The organism is Algoriphagus taiwanensis, from assembly GCF_036245645.1.
Classification (GTDB): Bacteria; Bacteroidota; Bacteroidia; order Cytophagales; family Cyclobacteriaceae; genus Algoriphagus; species Algoriphagus taiwanensis.
The window spans coordinates 37,398-52,570 of sequence record NZ_BTPE01000013.1; the positions used below are offsets into that span (position 1 = coordinate 37,398).

The window sequence follows — 15,173 nt, forward strand, 5'->3', positions numbered from 1 at the left end:
GTTGGTTTAGGTTAAAGCGTAAACGATGATGTTAACCCCGAAGCGGGTATTGTCGATTTTATTGAATCGTTTGTTTCTAAAGTCGTAATCCCATTCGCAGCCGTAGTCTTTGTTGCTATACAGCACTCCGATACGTCCGTTTATCTGAATGGCTTTCAGGTAATCATGGACCAGATCATCCCCCCAGCCGTTGAGCTCGAAGGAAGTGGTCGGAGGACCATCCTCAAACTCAAAGAAGCATCGGTAAAGCCAGTGGTCGTTTGGGATTTTTTGCAAAGCTTCCTCTCCAAAGGTTCGGGCCATTTCTTTTTCAAAAGATTTGGCAAAAAGCCCGTCTATGTCATGATTGCAGTCATCCACAAAGACAAAACCTCCCCGCTCCACATAGTTTTTGAAAATCTGCCGCTCCTGTTGGGTAAACTCCACCAATTTGTGCCCACTGAGGTAACAAAAGGGGCTTTTGTAAATCTCCTCGCTGCTCAATTCGATCACGCGCTCTTTCTCATCCACTGGAATCGTGGTGTACTCCACCAAGCTATGCAGGATATTGGAAGGCATGCGCTGATCCGTATCCCAATTGCCGGAGGTGTATTTGAGGCGAGTGAAGAAGAAGTTGGTAGTCACAGTTGGTAGTTTGCAGTCGCAGTGGAATCTGTTGTACTTCCTATGTAAGTAGTAAGTGGTAAAAAGTAAGTAGTTCCATATACTACTCACGACTTACCACTCACAACTTACAAAACTGGAAGGCTATCAATAAAATTAAACCGCGTCCGAAAGACTGGTGAACGTAAAGTCCCTGATCTTCATCGGAGGCACCATGTTTCCACCGGTACGTTCAGGTTTGCCCATTGCCTCGATGTTATTGAGCATGATGATCGGGCTTTCGTTGAAGCGGAAGTTCTTTACCGGGAACTTGATCTGACCGTTTTCGATGTAGAAGGTACCGTCACGGGTCAACCCGGTATAGAGCAAAGTCTGTGGATCAACCGCACGGATATACCAGAATCGGGTCACCAAAACACCTCTTTCCGTATTTCGGATCATGTCTGCAAGAGACTGATCTCCCCCTTCGAAAATCACCCCACTTGGTCTTGGCACTGGCTGTACACCTTGTTTTTGAGCCCAATAGCGGGAATAAAACATATTTTTCACCACGCCATTTTCGACCCAAGTCGTTTTTTCCAAAGGCAATCCTTCACCTGACCAAGGAGCAGAAGGAATATCCGGATGGTTTGGATCGGAGTAGATATTTACCCGCTCATCGAAGAGTTTTTCACCCAACTTTGTACCTCCGCCTTTCTTGCTCAGGAAACTTCTACCCTCATCTGCATTTCGTGCATCCATGGCAAAAGTCAGCAGTCTCAACAAATCATTAGCCGCCATAGGCTCGAGAATCACCGTGTATTTTCCGGGCTCGATAGCCTGTGCATTGACAGATGCTTTTGCTTTTTGTACGGCGATATTGGTCACTGGACCTGCCTTGAGGAGACTCGCATCATTGAAGTCTTTTCCGGCATAGCCTGAACCTGTCCCGTCTGCTGTTCTCACTGTGACGGTAAAGTCCACTGAAGTGCTTTGGTTGTAACCAAAAAGCCCTTTACTATTGCCAGTTGCGACAAATCCAGTGAAATCCTCCAAATACCCCGCAGCGGTCAGATTATTATCGACGCAGGGCTTGATGCTGTCCACTGCCAACTGAGCCCGATATTCCGGATCGATGGCATCGGTGGCTTTGGAGAAAGTTTTGGAAGGAGTATAATTCTGGGGACCGAGCATGGGCATGTATTCCGGATTTTCTGGTGCCAATGCAGCGATTTCCTCGGCCCTTTCCACTGCTCTTTTCAGAGATTCATCATCGAATTCATTGATGGTGGTGGTACCTGATTTTTTACCATACACAGAGGTGATCGCGAGACTTAGCTCGTTGGTCTCACCACTGGTATTGACCGTGTTTCTTGCATAGCGGATGTTTCCGGTACGGCCACCGCTGATGGTCACCTCGGTTTCATCGGCCTTGGCAAAAGACAACACTTTATCTATGATCGCTTTAGCTTGTTCTTGAGTTAGTATAGCCATAGTAGTTTTGAGGATTAAATAGTTCTACCGGTATTGATTACATTGACTCCGTCAAAACGGGTGGTAGGACTACCGTGGGAAACTGCGGAAACTTGAGAAGGCTGTCCTTTGCCGTCAAAGAAAGACCCAAACAAACGGTAATCGTCTTTGTCGCAAAGTGCTGAGCAGCTATTCCAAAACTCCTGAGTATTGGACTGATAAGCCACATCTTCCAGCATTCCGGCGATTTCTCCGTTTTTGATTTCGTAGAAAAGCTGACCACCAAACTGGAAATTGTACCGCTGCTGATCGATGGAATAGGAACCACGACCGAGGATATAAATCCCCTTTTCGATATCCTTGATCATGTCGTGAGGACTCATTTTGGCCTCTCCTGGCTTCAGGGATACATTTGGCATACGCTGAAACTGTACCGAGCTCCAGTTGTCCGCAAAGCAGCAACCATGGGATTCGGATTCGTTGATGATTTTGGCCTGATCACGGATTGCTTGGTAGTTCACCAAAACCCCATTTTTGATCAGATCCCATTCTTTGGTCTGTACTCCTTCATCATCCCAACCTACATTTCCGAGGGAATTGGGCTGGATTTTATCTGCGACGATATTGACCAAGTCAGAACCGTATTTGAAATCTTTGGTCTCCCACTTGTCGAGTGTAGCGAAGCTGGTTCCTGCATAATTGGCTTCGTAGCCAAGTACGCGATCCAATTCCAATGGGTGTCCTACGGATTCATGAATGGTCAATCCCAAGTGGTCAGGATCCAGCATGAGGTCATATTTGCCCGGCTGAACAGACTTAGCAGTCAATTTTTCCTTGGCATGCTTAGCTGCAGTCACTGCATCCTCAACCATATCATAGCTATTTCTGTAGCTATTGAAGCCTGCCGGATTCATGAATTTCTCCGAAGCCAATCCGTCCAAATACTCATATCCCATTCCCATAGGAGCACTGAGAGCCTGACGGGAACGGAACAATCCTTCCTGACGATTGACCGCAGTCACGGTAAAGTTTGGCCAAATACGGTGCACGTCCTGATCGATGTAAGAGCCGTCCGTGGAAGCGAAATACTTTTGCTCGTTGATCATGAAAAGCGCTGAATTGACAAAAGCAGCCCCATTATCCAAAGCAGCATTGTTGACAGAAAGAAGCAAGTCAATTTTGTCCTTGACCGGCACTTCCATCGCATTTTTCTGAATCGGAGTCTTCCAGCTTACTTCTCCATAAGCTTTCACAGGAGCGAGTTCAACGGGTTCTTTTTGGAGTTTGGAATTGGCTTTTGCAATAGCTACAGCTGTTTCTGCGCACTTTTTGATTCCGTCCGGAGTCACGTCAGAAGTGGCAGAAAAACCCCAGGTACCGTTGGCAATCACCCGGATACCGACACCGAATGACTCGGCATTGGTGATTCCCTGCACATTTTTCTCACGGGTAAAAAGGTACTGCTGCAGGTAGCGACCGATTCGGACGTCTGTGTAGGTAGCTCCAAGACCTTTGGTCGTGTTGAGTGCTACGTCAGCCAAGAGCTTTTTAGCGGCAGCATCCATTCCGGGAGCCATGAGATGCTCCGCAGCGACAGGTTTGCTAAATGCCACCAAACTTGGGACCATCATTGCCCCCAAACCAAGCCCTGAATAATGTAGAAAATCTCTTCTTTTCAATGGTTTGTTAGTTTATAGTTTAGTCTATTATTTCTGAATCCAAAATGTAACCCGATTCCAAGGGAATTTCAAAGGGTTTATTACAATAGCTGTAAATTGGGTTTTAACGGAAATGGAAGGATAGAAAAGTTGGCTTTCTTTTTCAAAAAAAAAGCAGCAATGTTTCCATCGCCGCTTTTCATCAAAAAATATCACCCGTAGTTAAAACCCCGTGACATAGATCATTACCTGAGACTTTGAGGCCAAATTGCTTTGTCGCTGTCCGTTTCGATATCCTTGTCCTACACGAAGCAAACCTCCTCTTTCGAAATTGATACCTTCCAGATTCAGTACTTCTTTGTGATATCCCAAATCAAAATTTGGTCCGAGCACTTTCCCTTTGACATGATGCCAAACTTCCAGTTCAATATCTACATTGGGGTTATTCAAATCCTGAGCTGAGATGGTAAATTCTCGAAGGTAATCAGGGGTATTAGCCAAATCCACCCGATAGGCATAGCGTGAATCACGTGGAAAAGGGTTGTTTTCAGTCCGGTCAAAGTAATTGGCATTTTTATTTCCAAATGACCGGATTTCTTCCCGTCCTGATGCGGTAACTCGATACACACGAACTCCGGCAAAACCATAAATCTCAGGGTTTCTATTACTGGGAATTTCCTCAGCCAGAATAGAAGCCAATCTCACCGTAATCTTCTTTGTGGAAGAGGATGCCGCTACCACCGGCACGGGCTTATTGGACTTGATGGATTTTGTTCCTGTCCAAGCTGGGTTTTCGGTCATTTGTTGGTTCCAGCCCCATTTTCCAGTAAATCCATTTCCTGTAAATGCAAATTCCAGATATCCCGTACGTCCATTATTGGTAAAGGTACCTTTCAGAACCTTCTTGGATTTATCGAAAGTCGCCTTGATATCACCCACATTTCCGTATTTGCCGGTGACCTGATTTCCAACTTGCTCCAAAACAAGATCCGCGAAATTGGTCGTCCACTTTCCCGACCATACAGCAGTTTGAAGGTCTGTTACCTTTGACGTGGAAGTCCGCTTTCCATTCCAGTTAAACTGAGAATTTCCGGTTTGAAAATCGGAGATAAAGTAAATTCCCTTACCCCGCAAATCTTGCAGAGAGACTGTATTGTCATAGGCAAAATGCCCGCTGAATCCCTGGACCTGAAGATTTGCGCCGGCTCTCCAAAGAAACTTGCCCCGGGCGTTCCCATTGAAAAACACCCCGTGAAGCTCAAAATTGGTGTTGTTTGACTCGAAAGCCAGTACAGTTCCATTACCCGCATAGTCACCGTAGTAAATCCCGTTTTCATAGACCAGTTTTACTGCTCCATATTGAGTTTGATACGTTCCCTCCCACATCTGGGCTTGAGCCCAATGCGTTAGCAAAACAAGGAGAGAAGCAAGAATGATTTTAAATTTCATAACCAATAGATTTGATCTGGTATTTGATGTAAAACATTTTAGAAAATTGATTATCATCTACTTATATAATTCAATTAGTCAATGGGCGATGAATAAAATAGTCTTCAAATACTTTACTCGGTCTAGAATCCTTGTATCGAATGGTCGTTTTCACATATCCATCATAGGCCTGCGCATCCCGGGAAAAACTATACCAGACCTCATAGGTCCGTCGAGCCAATTTATCTTCTCTCGACACCGTCATTTTGTACCGGTTGATTCGGTCTTCATCATTGAAAAACTGAGGAACTTGATTCCATGTCTGCATTACGACAGGACGACCACCCACCATGTGATATAGCGTGGTTTGGTTGTTTTTGACTTCAAATCGGGGGATGTTTTGAGTGGATTTGATATTGACAAAATTCAGATTTTGTCCATGGGAAGTGAAAAACAATCCAGAAAACACCAGAAGTAGAAAGAAGAGCTTTTTCATTTTTTTGAGTTTTGATTGAAAAGAGAAGTAGAAAAGAATCAGAGTTTGTTGAGGATGTCTGCTGCCAGCGTGATCAACTTTTGCTTGAGCTCTCTGGAGTCCGCTGCCTGATTGATAGAAAGCCGAAACATCAGTCCGTCTTGAAAGACAAAAAGCGTCCCCTCCCCGGGCATCCACGTAGCGGCTTGGCCGACGTCCGATACGATTTCCCTCGTTTGGTTGCCCACCAAACCCTCTCCCAGTCCACCTGCCCAATCCGCTTGTTCCTGAGTGATTTCACCTTTGGAAACCCTATCCTGCAAGGCATCCTTCATTAGCTGATTGGATTCTTGTACTTCTTCCTGCGTCAGCACTCGATACTGAAATTCAAAATCCTTTAGGCTGATTTCCTGAATGCCACTCAACTCAAGTCGGTCCAGGTCAGGTACCTGTACTGTCATATTTGCCACTGTCATGGGACGGGTACGGCCACGATCCCAAGTGAAATTGAGCGCATGAAAGGAAGGATTGGACAATGTGGTGTTGTAATCCACATCGGCTTCTTCAGCAGGAAATCCCATCGTCCTCGCCGCCATCTCCAAAGTCAAAAGCTCATCTAGTTTGCCTTCGTAGGCTTTCGCAGCCTCAAACAAGCCTTTGGATTCAGCCAATTCAACTGCTTCCTCTAAGGAACCGGAACTGCTTTTTTCTCCACAGGAAATCATTCCCAACAGGAGGATCAGGTAGAAATTCAGAGTTCTCATCGCTTACTTTTTGATGAATTCTACCCGACGGTTTTGGGCTTTGCCGTCCGGACTTCCATTATCGGCAATAGGCTCAGACTCTCCTTTTCCTTCCGTACTCATCCGAGAGGCATCAATCCCAAACTGCCCCAAAAGCGCTGATTTGACGGATTCGGCACGTTTTTGAGAAAGGGATTGGTTCAAGCTTAGGTCCCCATCACTGTCGGTGTGGCCGATGATATGTACGTTTACAGATGGATTTTCAGAAAGCACGGATGCGATTTCTTTGAGCACACCAAAAGATTCTGGTTTGATGGAGGCAGAACCAGAGTCAAACACAATTCCCTGCGTGATAAATTTCCCATCCGTGATCAGCTTGGATCGTGTGTCTGGTTGCCCAACTGCAAAGCGAAGGTTGGACATCAAAAACTCCCGATTTTCTATGAAAAAAGTGGCAGTACCCAACGCAAACCGATACTTGCCTTCTGCTTGAAAGGCACGAGGAATATCCCAAACTTTAGACTCGTTGAGATACACTCGCAATCTTGATTTTTGCTTCCAAATGGACACTTTGACCAAGGTATACTCCTCTCCTTCAGGGATAAAAAATTGCTTTTGAGGCTTGGTATTTTCTACCACCGCATCTCCATTGGCATTGAAAGAGAAAATGGCTGTATTTCCGACGATTGGTTCCAATTCAATGATCGTGGAGTTGGCATTGCCTGCATCAAGTAGATTTGGACTTTGATTCTCATCGATAAACATCAGCTTGGTCAGGACTGCATTTTCTTTGATCACAGCAAGATCAAACTCGATGGTGCAGTTTTCGGGAAGGGCCTCGACAAATTCAGGATACAGCACACCCTCATCGGCAAAAACCATCCATTTTCCTTCCAATCCATCGATCGTCACTACCTCCCCGGAAGAATTGGTGTTCCAGCGAGCCGGAAAATCTCCCACTGCATCCTGAGAAAAATCTTCGAAAGCGATCACTCGCTCACCTGGGATAAAGTCGAAGTTGGAATACGTCTGCAAACTTGGAGAGGATGACCCGCCGGGGTTTAATTCTCCTGATTGACCGGAAGAGCTCATTCCATTTTGATCGGATATTTGGCCCTCAGACTCAGATTCATTTTGCCCCTCAGGGGATTTATCCTTCTTTTTAAAGAGGTTGTTGACCCCTTCCTCCATTTTATTGAAGGCTTTGTCTACTGTTTCGCTCGTTTTGGACTCAACTTTCCCTTCGGTCTGATTTTTTGTGTTGAGGACAATTCGCCTGCCTAGATTTTGAGCTTGCAGCTGGATAATAAAGCAGCAGCAAATGCCCAGCATTAAAAACTTTTTCATGATGCATTGAGGTTAAATTCCTCAATTGGTGCACCCGATATCAAAAGGTAAACATCGTGAGCCAGTTTTTTTATTGGCTATTTGTTGAAAAGTTCGGGGTTCGGAGTACGTCGTTGTTACTTAATCGATTAACAGTTTAATCGTCTAATTGAAGCGGTAAGACCACTTGAGATTGAGATCCGATAATCGAATAAAATCCTTTAGCCTTCCGAATTTATACTTTTCAAAATACCCCTACCCCCTTTGTCAAGTTTTCTACTCTTTGGCAACTTGAGAAATCAAGGGGGAGTTGGCCTGCGTTCGGTGTTCGATGTTCAATGATCGATATTCGATGTTCGGTGTTAGATATTAAAATCCTTTAGACTTCTGAATTTATTCTTTTCAAAATCCCCCTACCCCCTTTGTCAAGTTTTCTACTCTTTGGCAACTTGAGAAATCAAGGGGGAGTTGGCCTGCGTTCAGAATTAGAAGTTCGGTGTTCAAGGTTCAGTATTCGATATTCTTGTTTCTAATCTCTTGCTTCTTGCTTCTTGTTTCTTCTTTCTTGCTTCTTGTCTCTAATGTCTTTTGTCTAACATCTTGGGTCTAGCTTCTTGCATCTTGCCTCTTGCTACTCATATCAACGCCATCTATTGTTTTTTCTTCATGTCCGAAAAAATCTATGTTTACTTTTGCTTACTTTTTTAACCAATGGATGTGAAAGAAAAGCAGCTGGAACTGCTAAAGGCAGGCGATCGAGATACGCTTAAACAAATCTATCTCGAACATAAAAACGGATTTCAACTATTTGCGAAGCGGTACACCTCTGATGAAGGTCAAATCCACAATGCCTATCAGGATGCTATCATAGCCTTGATGGAAAATGCCCAAAAAGGGAAAATTCAAAGCCTCAGTTCCACCATCGGCACCTACCTGTTTGCAGTAGGTAAATACCTTCTTTTCAAAAGTTTAAAGAAACAAAATCAACATTTGGAAATCACAGAGGAGTTGATCGACACGATTCCTTTCGAAAGCTTCGATGATGAATCTAAGGAAGAATCGATCCGTCACCTCCGGCAAAAACTGAAGGAACTCGGACCAAAATGCCAGGAAATTCTTCAGCTTTTCTATTACCAATCCAAAAACCTGGATGAAATCGCCAAACTCATGGGCTATGAGTCCAAAGACGTGCTCAAAAGTACCAAGTCGAGATGCCTTAAAAATCTCAAAGACACCTTAAACCGAACCTAACATGGATCAGGAAGAACTAATCAACGCCTATCTCGAAGGCAAACTCAGCCCTGAGGATCAGCGACTTTTCGAGCAACTGCTCGAAAATCAGCCTGAATACAAAACCATACTGGAAGAACATCGTCAACTGAAAATCGCCGTGACACTGGAGGAAAGATCCAAAATCAAGGATTTTCTCGAGGAGTTGGATCAAAAAGAAAAAGGAATTCCCAAATCAAAGGGAGGGCTAAGGTCTTGGATTTATTCGGGAATTGCTGCCTGTGCGATAGTCTTAGCTGGACTATTTCTCTGGACGAGTCTCAGCATGACACCTGGTGAAAAAATCTACAAAAGCTATTACGAGACCTATCCCAATCTCATCGCACCGACCGTGCGTGGAGAAAGTCAAGCCAATCTCGAATCGGATGCCTTTTTGGCTTTTGACAACAAAGATTATGAAAAAGCGGCTGTCCTTTTCGAAAATCTTCAACACGAACCTGATTCAGACTATGCGGTATTTTATCTTGGAATCTGTCAATTAGAACTGGGCAGGCCGGAAAAAGCTATTCCTCTATTTCTTAAAGTTAGGGAGGATGCGAGCAATCCAGACCAAATTACGGCTACCTGGTATGCGGCTTTGGGGTATTTTCAACTCAACAAACTGGAGGAAGGAACTCAAGCTGTAAACAAGGTGGCTAGGACTGAAGGGCATCCTCTTCAGGCAAAAGCACAGGAATTAGCCGAAATTTTGAAATAGCTTAGCTTCTTGCTTTCCTGATAGAAAAAGCAATTCCAAAAACAATCAGAGCAGTCAGGCCCAATCCTGCAATCCAAATTCGGGTAGGTGAGGTAACCTCCATTGCGTCCGTGTTTCCATTTAGGACAAATCCAGCCCAAAAGATGGGATGTTTTTTTAGTGGATTTTTTTGGAGAAAATTCCGCTTGGCAAGCGTCAGCGCAACATTTTTGGGTTGGCCTTTTTGAATTTGATCATAAAAATCAACCATCAGCTCGGCTGTCTCCCGATCAGGAACCTCCCAAAGCGAGTAAATGGTACTTTTCACCCCAGCCAAATTCAGGGCCTTGGACAGACTCATCAGTCCCTCACCCGGCATCAGCGTACCAATTCCGGTGTTGCAAGCGCTCAGTACCACCAACTCGGAGGGAAAATTCATTTGGTAGAGTTCCCTTAGAAGCAACTTTTCTCCCTCGGAAAATATCAACGCTGACTCTTCGAAATTGGAGGGATTTTGCTCGGCATGCATGGCAAGATGATGCACCTGAAAGTCGGTAAAGCTTTCTACAAAAGCCGTTTTGGTTGCCTCCTTGCCCATAAAAGACTTTCCTGAAAGCGAAGTGGCCAATCGATCCACCTCTTCCCGATTGTTTTGGATAGCCCGATATTTGGTCCCTTGATAATCCGGCGCAAAGGCTACCAAAAAGTCGGTTCTCCAAGTTTCATTATTGGGACTTTGGAAAGCCATCTGCCGAAACGATTGCTGATAGGACAACACATATCTCTCTACCAAAAACCGTCCATCTGCATCAATCAGGGCTTCAAAGGGGAGGGAATGGAGCAGATCATCCGGTAAAATAAACAGGGTTTCACTGAGAGAATTTTCCAAGGGAGCAATCAACAAGCGATACAAGGTCTGCGCTGGCAATCGATAAGAATCATCCAGTTTGCTAAGAGAAGCTCTCAATTCCCCTACCCAAGAATTGACCGTTTCGAGTGCGGCTAATGGAATAACCTTTGTGCCATCTCGCTGCACCAGCAGAGCAAAAACCTGCCGCTCAGTGACCACATACTTGAGCACAGAAAGGTCGGGGGAAAGACCGATTTGGAATTCCCTCAGGTCAAAATTTCCACCCGTAAAAAATCTGTAAGAAGCCTCCTCTTCCATTCGCTTTTCAATAGCCTTTAATTCTTCCTGAAGGCTTTTTTCCTGACTGGCAGAAGGCTCCTGTTGATTAATCTCCAGATTTTTATAATTGAGATCTCGGAGGATTTCAGAAGTCGATCCCAAATACTCCTCATTTTTGCTCAGGAATTTTTTCCAGCCTTGTTGGGATTCATTACGCTCCAGTAAGGCAAGGAGCTGGTACTTTTCGCTCTCGGTCAACAGATTTTTTTCTTGCCAAAGAGAATAAATTCCCTCCTGTATCTGACGGTGAATTTCCTCCAGAGATTGAGTATAACTCCCTTTGAGGTAATACTCCTGAAACATCTCTGCAGCCAATCTGAAGAGCGTCAAGGAAGATTTAATATCTGATTCTGAGCGGTTTTTTTGACCAATACGCTGAAAAATCTGAGCCGACTTGATCAAGACGGTCAGGTAGCGTTCATTGTTGAGCTGCTTAAAATCCCGATATGTAAGCTCAGGAATCGAGCTTGAGCTTAGGGATTTGCCCAGCAAATCGCTCAACATACCCTCCAGCATGGTGACGGATTCGGTTTCCTTACCCAAGCGATTCAAAAGGTCGGCCTGAAGGACTTTGAGCGAAAAGCTGCTCGATCCACCAAATCCAAACTGCTCCAAGAGTTGAAGACTTTTTCGGGCATAGACCAGAGCCTTTTCGTTTTCTCCCGCATCGTAGTAGAGTATGGCAAGATTGGCCTGGTACTTCATTTGAAAAAATCCGGAAAGCGGGAGATTTTTCATCCGCTCGTAATATTCCGCCCCAGCTTGGAAGTTTTTCAGCTCTTTTTGCAAAAATCCGGCTTCCTCCAACATCGCAGCCAAGACCACCCATTGATCATTGAAGAATTCTTTTGGAGCATTTCGGAGCAAAATTTCAGCCCGGTTCAGGATTTGATCGAGTTTTTGGTCGGCTTTGGTGGCTCCGTAAAATCTGGAATAATTGAGTAGAAGTTTTAATTCCAGGTCCAATTCCTCGACTTCCTTGAGGGCAAAAGAAGTTTTGATCTCCCTAACATAGCTGTCAAAAAATCGGAGCAAGTCCTCCGCTGCCTCGTAATTCCCATATTCAATCTCGGCAAAGATGAGATTATTGAGTACAGTGGCGATATTTGAAAAATCATCCAAGTAGCTTGTTTTCCATATTTCAAAAGCACGATAATAGCTTTCCTGAGAGCGGTTTTGGAAACCCAAAATATCCTGCACGTAGCCCAGATTATTATGACAAAGCGCCAACTCGGCGAAGTTGGGCTTGGACTGTCGCTCAAAAAGTTGAATGGCTTTCTCATAGTTTCTTCCGGATTCGAGCATTTTTTCCTCATAGAGGTAGATGTCGCCTTTTTGAAAGAAAATACTGGCCCAAGCCTCCTCGGGAAGACTTTTCAACTCGGGCAATTTTGCCAAAGAATCTGCCAATGCTAGACCGTTTTCACCTTCACCTTTGGCGTTGAAAAAAGCCATTTGAATTGCCGCCAATCGAAGTTTTTCACTGGGTGAAAGATTGATTTTTCCATCTGAAAAGTCCGCAGAAAGCCGCTCGATCAGCGGGATTACCTGGTCAAAATTACTTTGAAATTGTTTTTTTTCGATTTGTAAAAGAATGGAATCCGCGTTTTGGGAAATGGCAGATTTGGAAATCAGAATAAAAAAACTGGAAATGAATATTATTCTTAAAAACCTAAAAAGCATGCTGAAAATTAAATCGCTCTGATTGGAGGTAGAAACTGATTTTAAATTAGTAGAAATTAATTGGATCACAATAATTTCAATTTGCAGATTGATTCATGTCAATTATCAATAACCAGCATTACCCCTAACGGAAGCAAAAACGAAAAAAAACCTCCGAATCTCTCCGGAGGGCTAGTAAATCATACTTTGTACTTTCAATGAGATTGCTTCGTCGCTTCAATCATTCTAGTACAAATTCATGTTCATTGAAGCGCTCCTCGCAATGACGTTAAACCTTGGGCACATTCCAGCCATTGTGGTAATTGGCTTTCATCAGCTGATTTGCTTCTGAATCTGTAAACATATTATTCCCCGCATCCCAATAGACTTTCTTGCCGGTTTTGTAAGCGATATTTCCCATTTGGGCGTTGATCGCAGCGACCGAACCTGTTTGAATCGCACATTTCAGCAACTTGGGATCATTTGCCGTCACCGCTTCCACAAAGTTGACCGCATGCAAGTCTAATGCGGAGCCTTGAGGTCGGGTATGAGGCACTTCTTCCACTTTTGGCTTACGCTGACCGTCCACGTTTTCGGTTTCAGGAATCACTTTCCAACCACCACGATTGACGACTAGGGTCGCATTGTTTCCGATAAAGGCGATTCCTTCTGTGGTACCATAATTTCCCCCGTCGATTCCGGTCGCATGCTCCCAAAGCATATTGAATCCCTGGTATTCATACACCGTCTGAAGCGTGTCAGGTGTCTCTGAAGCATCGTCCGGATAAGCGAATTTCCCCCCGGAGGCCATCACGGATTTGGGCGCACTTACTCCCATCGCATACAGCGCAATGTCGATCTCATGCACTCCCCAATCGGTCATCAACCCACCAGCATAATCCCAAAACCAACGGAAATTGAAATGGAATCGGTTGGCGTTGAAGGGTCGCTTAGGTGCTGGTCCTAGCCACATGTCGTAATCTACTCCAGCGGGTGCAGGTCCATCTGGTACTACAGGTACAGGTTTCATCCAACCCTGATAGGCCCAGCATTTCACTAAGCGGATTTGCCCGAGTTTTCCGGATTTTACATACTGAATGGCTTCGTCGTATTGAGAACCGGAACGCTGCCACTGCCCTACCTGAACTACTTTTCCGTAACGTTCTTGGGCTTTGACCATGATTTGGCACTCTTCGATGGTATTGGCTATGGGCTTCTCCACATAGACATGCTTACCGGCTGATACCGCATCCACCATATTCAGGCAGTGCCAATGATCAGGTGTTCCGATGATGACTACATCGATGTCTTTGTCTTCAAGCATCTTGCGGTAATCGGTGTATTGCTTAGGACGGGTGCCGCGAAGCTTGAACACATCTTCGGTGCGTTGATCTAGCACACTTTGATCGACATCGCAGAGGGCCACGCAATTGACCTGAGGAATCTTGAGATGGGCATTCATATTGGACCAGCCCATTCCCTTACAGCCAATGACGCCGTAATTGATTTGATCATTTGGGCCGACAGTTCGGGTAAATCGGCCAAAATCTGCGGCGGTAAGGATAGAAGGCATGGAAAGCCCCGCTCCTAGCAGCATGGTATTTTGTATAAATTTTCTTCTTGAAGACATTCTCTTGTTAGGTTAAATGGTTTATAGTGAGAGGAATTTACGATTTCAGATTTACGATATACGAGGTGGTGAATAGCAACCATCTCTTTATTCTCCAATTAGGCCTTTAATGGATTGGACTAAAAGACACCTTTCACTCTGATTTAGATGTCGTAAATCGTCATTCGTAAATCGTAAATTTTGTGATCGTCATTCGTAAATCGTAAATCAAAGAGGACGTACCCAAATATTTCTAAATCTCACCGGGTTGCCGTGGTCTTGCAGTTTGATCGGAAGTTCCTCAGCGTGAGCTTCGTAATTTGGAATGCCAATGTACTCGGTTGGACCTCTGAGGATCACATTATTCTGAACCACTACCCCATTGATCAAGACAGTCACCGTAGCCGGAGAAGTCAGCACTCCATTTTTGTCAAATCTTGGAGCCTTGAAAATAATGTCATAATAATTCCATTCTCCCGGAGCTCTCAATGGATTCACCAAAGGTGGATATTGCTTGTAGATCGATCCAGCCTGACCATTAGTGTAAGTCTTGCTTTCGTAGCTGTCTAAGATTTGAACTTCGTACATGCCCATCAGGAAAAAGCCGGAATTGCCTCTACCCTGACCTTCACCTACGATTTCGGTAGGGGCAGACCACTCCACGTGGTACTGGGCATCGCCAAAGGGAAGCTTGGACTGGATGTCGCCTTTTCCACGAACGACCACCAATTCCCCGTTTTCAATTTTCCACTCAGCCGGACTTGATCCGTCTTTTGCAGATACGAAATTGTTCAAGCTTGATCCATCAAAAAGGACAATCGCATCAGAAGGAGGCAAGTTATTTTGGGCTCCTGGGGTAATTTTGGGAGGAACTGGGGTGTAAAATTCCGTAGCCTGAGGAGGCATGGGTGGTGGGGTCGGATTGGTTTGGGCTATCACTAAATTATTCAAGCTCAATCCACTTGCGATCAGAGCAAGAGTCAACAATTTTTTCATGGTACAATAGATTATTTTAGGATATTGGACTAAGCCAATAAATTACAGGAAAAAAGGCGTGAAACG

Annotated in this window: 12 protein-coding genes; 2 read left to right on the top strand and 10 right to left on the bottom strand. The window is 44.7% G+C overall.

The genetic code is table 11. The features are described from left to right. Window positions 1–6: 6 nt before the first annotated feature. The 7 genes from AAA938_RS16285 to AAA938_RS16315 all read right to left on the bottom strand — a co-directional run bounded on the left by AAA938_RS16285 (window position 7) and on the right by AAA938_RS16315 (window position 7,706). Complete coding sequence (locus tag AAA938_RS16285; protein WP_338229817.1) at window positions 7–624, bottom strand: DUF4159 domain-containing protein; 618 nt, start codon at window positions 622–624, stop codon at window positions 7–9. 135 nt (window positions 625–759) lie between these two features. Continuing rightward, window positions 760–2,076, bottom strand: coding sequence for a TldD/PmbA family protein (locus AAA938_RS16290; RefSeq protein WP_338229819.1), 1,317 nt, complete (start codon window positions 2,074–2,076; stop codon window positions 760–762). Window positions 2,077–2,090: 14 nt separating this feature from the next. Next, window positions 2,091–3,734: a TldD/PmbA family protein gene (locus AAA938_RS16295; protein WP_338229820.1), complete on the bottom strand. Its 1,644-nt coding sequence runs from the start codon at window positions 3,732–3,734 to the stop codon at window positions 2,091–2,093. Window positions 3,735–3,935: 201 nt separating this feature from the next. Continuing rightward, on the bottom strand, window positions 3,936–5,162 hold the full coding sequence (locus AAA938_RS16300; protein WP_338229821.1) for a hypothetical protein: 1,227 nt from the start codon (window positions 5,160–5,162) through the stop codon (window positions 3,936–3,938). Between the two features lie 70 nt (window positions 5,163–5,232). Then, entirely contained in the window at window positions 5,233–5,637 is a 405-nt protein-coding gene (locus AAA938_RS16305; protein WP_338229822.1) for a hypothetical protein, read from the bottom strand. 38 nt (window positions 5,638–5,675) lie between these two features. After that, window positions 5,676–6,380, bottom strand: a complete 705-nt coding sequence (locus AAA938_RS16310; protein ID WP_338229823.1) for a hypothetical protein — start codon at window positions 6,378–6,380, stop codon at window positions 5,676–5,678. Between the two features lie 3 nt (window positions 6,381–6,383). Further along, on the bottom strand, window positions 6,384–7,706 hold the full coding sequence (locus AAA938_RS16315; protein WP_338229824.1) for an OmpA family protein: 1,323 nt from the start codon (window positions 7,704–7,706) through the stop codon (window positions 6,384–6,386). Window positions 7,707–8,396: 690 nt separating this feature from the next. On the opposite strand from AAA938_RS16315, the gene AAA938_RS16320 reads away from it, so the two are divergent. Both AAA938_RS16320 and AAA938_RS16325 read left to right on the top strand, forming a co-directional pair. After that, a complete protein-coding gene (locus AAA938_RS16320) occupies window positions 8,397–8,936 on the top strand; it encodes an RNA polymerase sigma factor (RefSeq protein ID WP_338229825.1) in 540 nt (179 codons plus the stop codon). Window position 8,937: 1 nt separating this feature from the next. Beyond that, entirely contained in the window at window positions 8,938–9,672 is a 735-nt protein-coding gene (locus tag AAA938_RS16325; RefSeq protein WP_338229826.1) for a tetratricopeptide repeat protein, read from the top strand. A 1-nt stretch (window position 9,673) separates the two neighbouring features. Here AAA938_RS16325 and AAA938_RS16330 read toward each other — a convergent pair whose 3' ends face one another. The 3 genes from AAA938_RS16330 to AAA938_RS16340 form a co-directional block, all read right to left on the bottom strand. Next, window positions 9,674–12,523, bottom strand: a complete 2,850-nt coding sequence (locus AAA938_RS16330; RefSeq protein WP_338229827.1) for a CHAT domain-containing protein — start codon at window positions 12,521–12,523, stop codon at window positions 9,674–9,676. A gap of 268 nt (window positions 12,524–12,791) precedes the next feature. Further along, a complete protein-coding gene (locus AAA938_RS16335) occupies window positions 12,792–14,132 on the bottom strand; it encodes a Gfo/Idh/MocA family protein (protein ID WP_338229828.1) in 1,341 nt (446 codons plus the stop codon). 207 nt (window positions 14,133–14,339) lie between these two features. Further along, complete coding sequence (locus tag AAA938_RS16340) at window positions 14,340–15,107, bottom strand: 3-keto-disaccharide hydrolase (RefSeq protein ID WP_338229829.1); 768 nt, start codon at window positions 15,105–15,107, stop codon at window positions 14,340–14,342. Window positions 15,108–15,173: the final 66 nt, after the last annotated feature.

Bases quoted from the DNA above. Each gene is read 5' to 3' on its own strand.
- AAA938_RS16305 (WP_338229822.1), bottom strand. From the start codon at position 5,637: ATGAAAAAGCTCTTCTTTCTACTTCTGGTGTTTTCTGGATTGTTTTTC.
- AAA938_RS16300 (WP_338229821.1), bottom strand. From the start codon at position 5,162: ATGAAATTTAAAATCATTCTTGCTTCTCTCCTTGTTTTGCTAACGCAT.
- AAA938_RS16310 (WP_338229823.1), bottom strand. From the start codon at position 6,380: ATGAGAACTCTGAATTTCTACCTGATCCTCCTGTTGGGAATGATTTCC.
- AAA938_RS16315 (WP_338229824.1), bottom strand. From the start codon at position 7,706: ATGAAAAAGTTTTTAATGCTGGGCATTTGCTGCTGCTTTATTATCCAG.
- AAA938_RS16340 (WP_338229829.1), bottom strand. From the start codon at position 15,107: ATGAAAAAATTGTTGACTCTTGCTCTGATCGCAAGTGGATTGAGCTTG.
- AAA938_RS16320 (WP_338229825.1), top strand. From the start codon at position 8,397: ATGGATGTGAAAGAAAAGCAGCTGGAACTGCTAAAGGCAGGCGATCGA.
- AAA938_RS16290 (WP_338229819.1), bottom strand. From the start codon at position 2,076: ATGGCTATACTAACTCAAGAACAAGCTAAAGCGATCATAGATAAAGTG.
- AAA938_RS16325 (WP_338229826.1), top strand. From the start codon at position 8,938: ATGGATCAGGAAGAACTAATCAACGCCTATCTCGAAGGCAAACTCAGC.
- AAA938_RS16335 (WP_338229828.1), bottom strand. From the start codon at position 14,132: ATGTCTTCAAGAAGAAAATTTATACAAAATACCATGCTGCTAGGAGCG.
- AAA938_RS16330 (WP_338229827.1), bottom strand. From the start codon at position 12,523: ATGCTTTTTAGGTTTTTAAGAATAATATTCATTTCCAGTTTTTTTATT.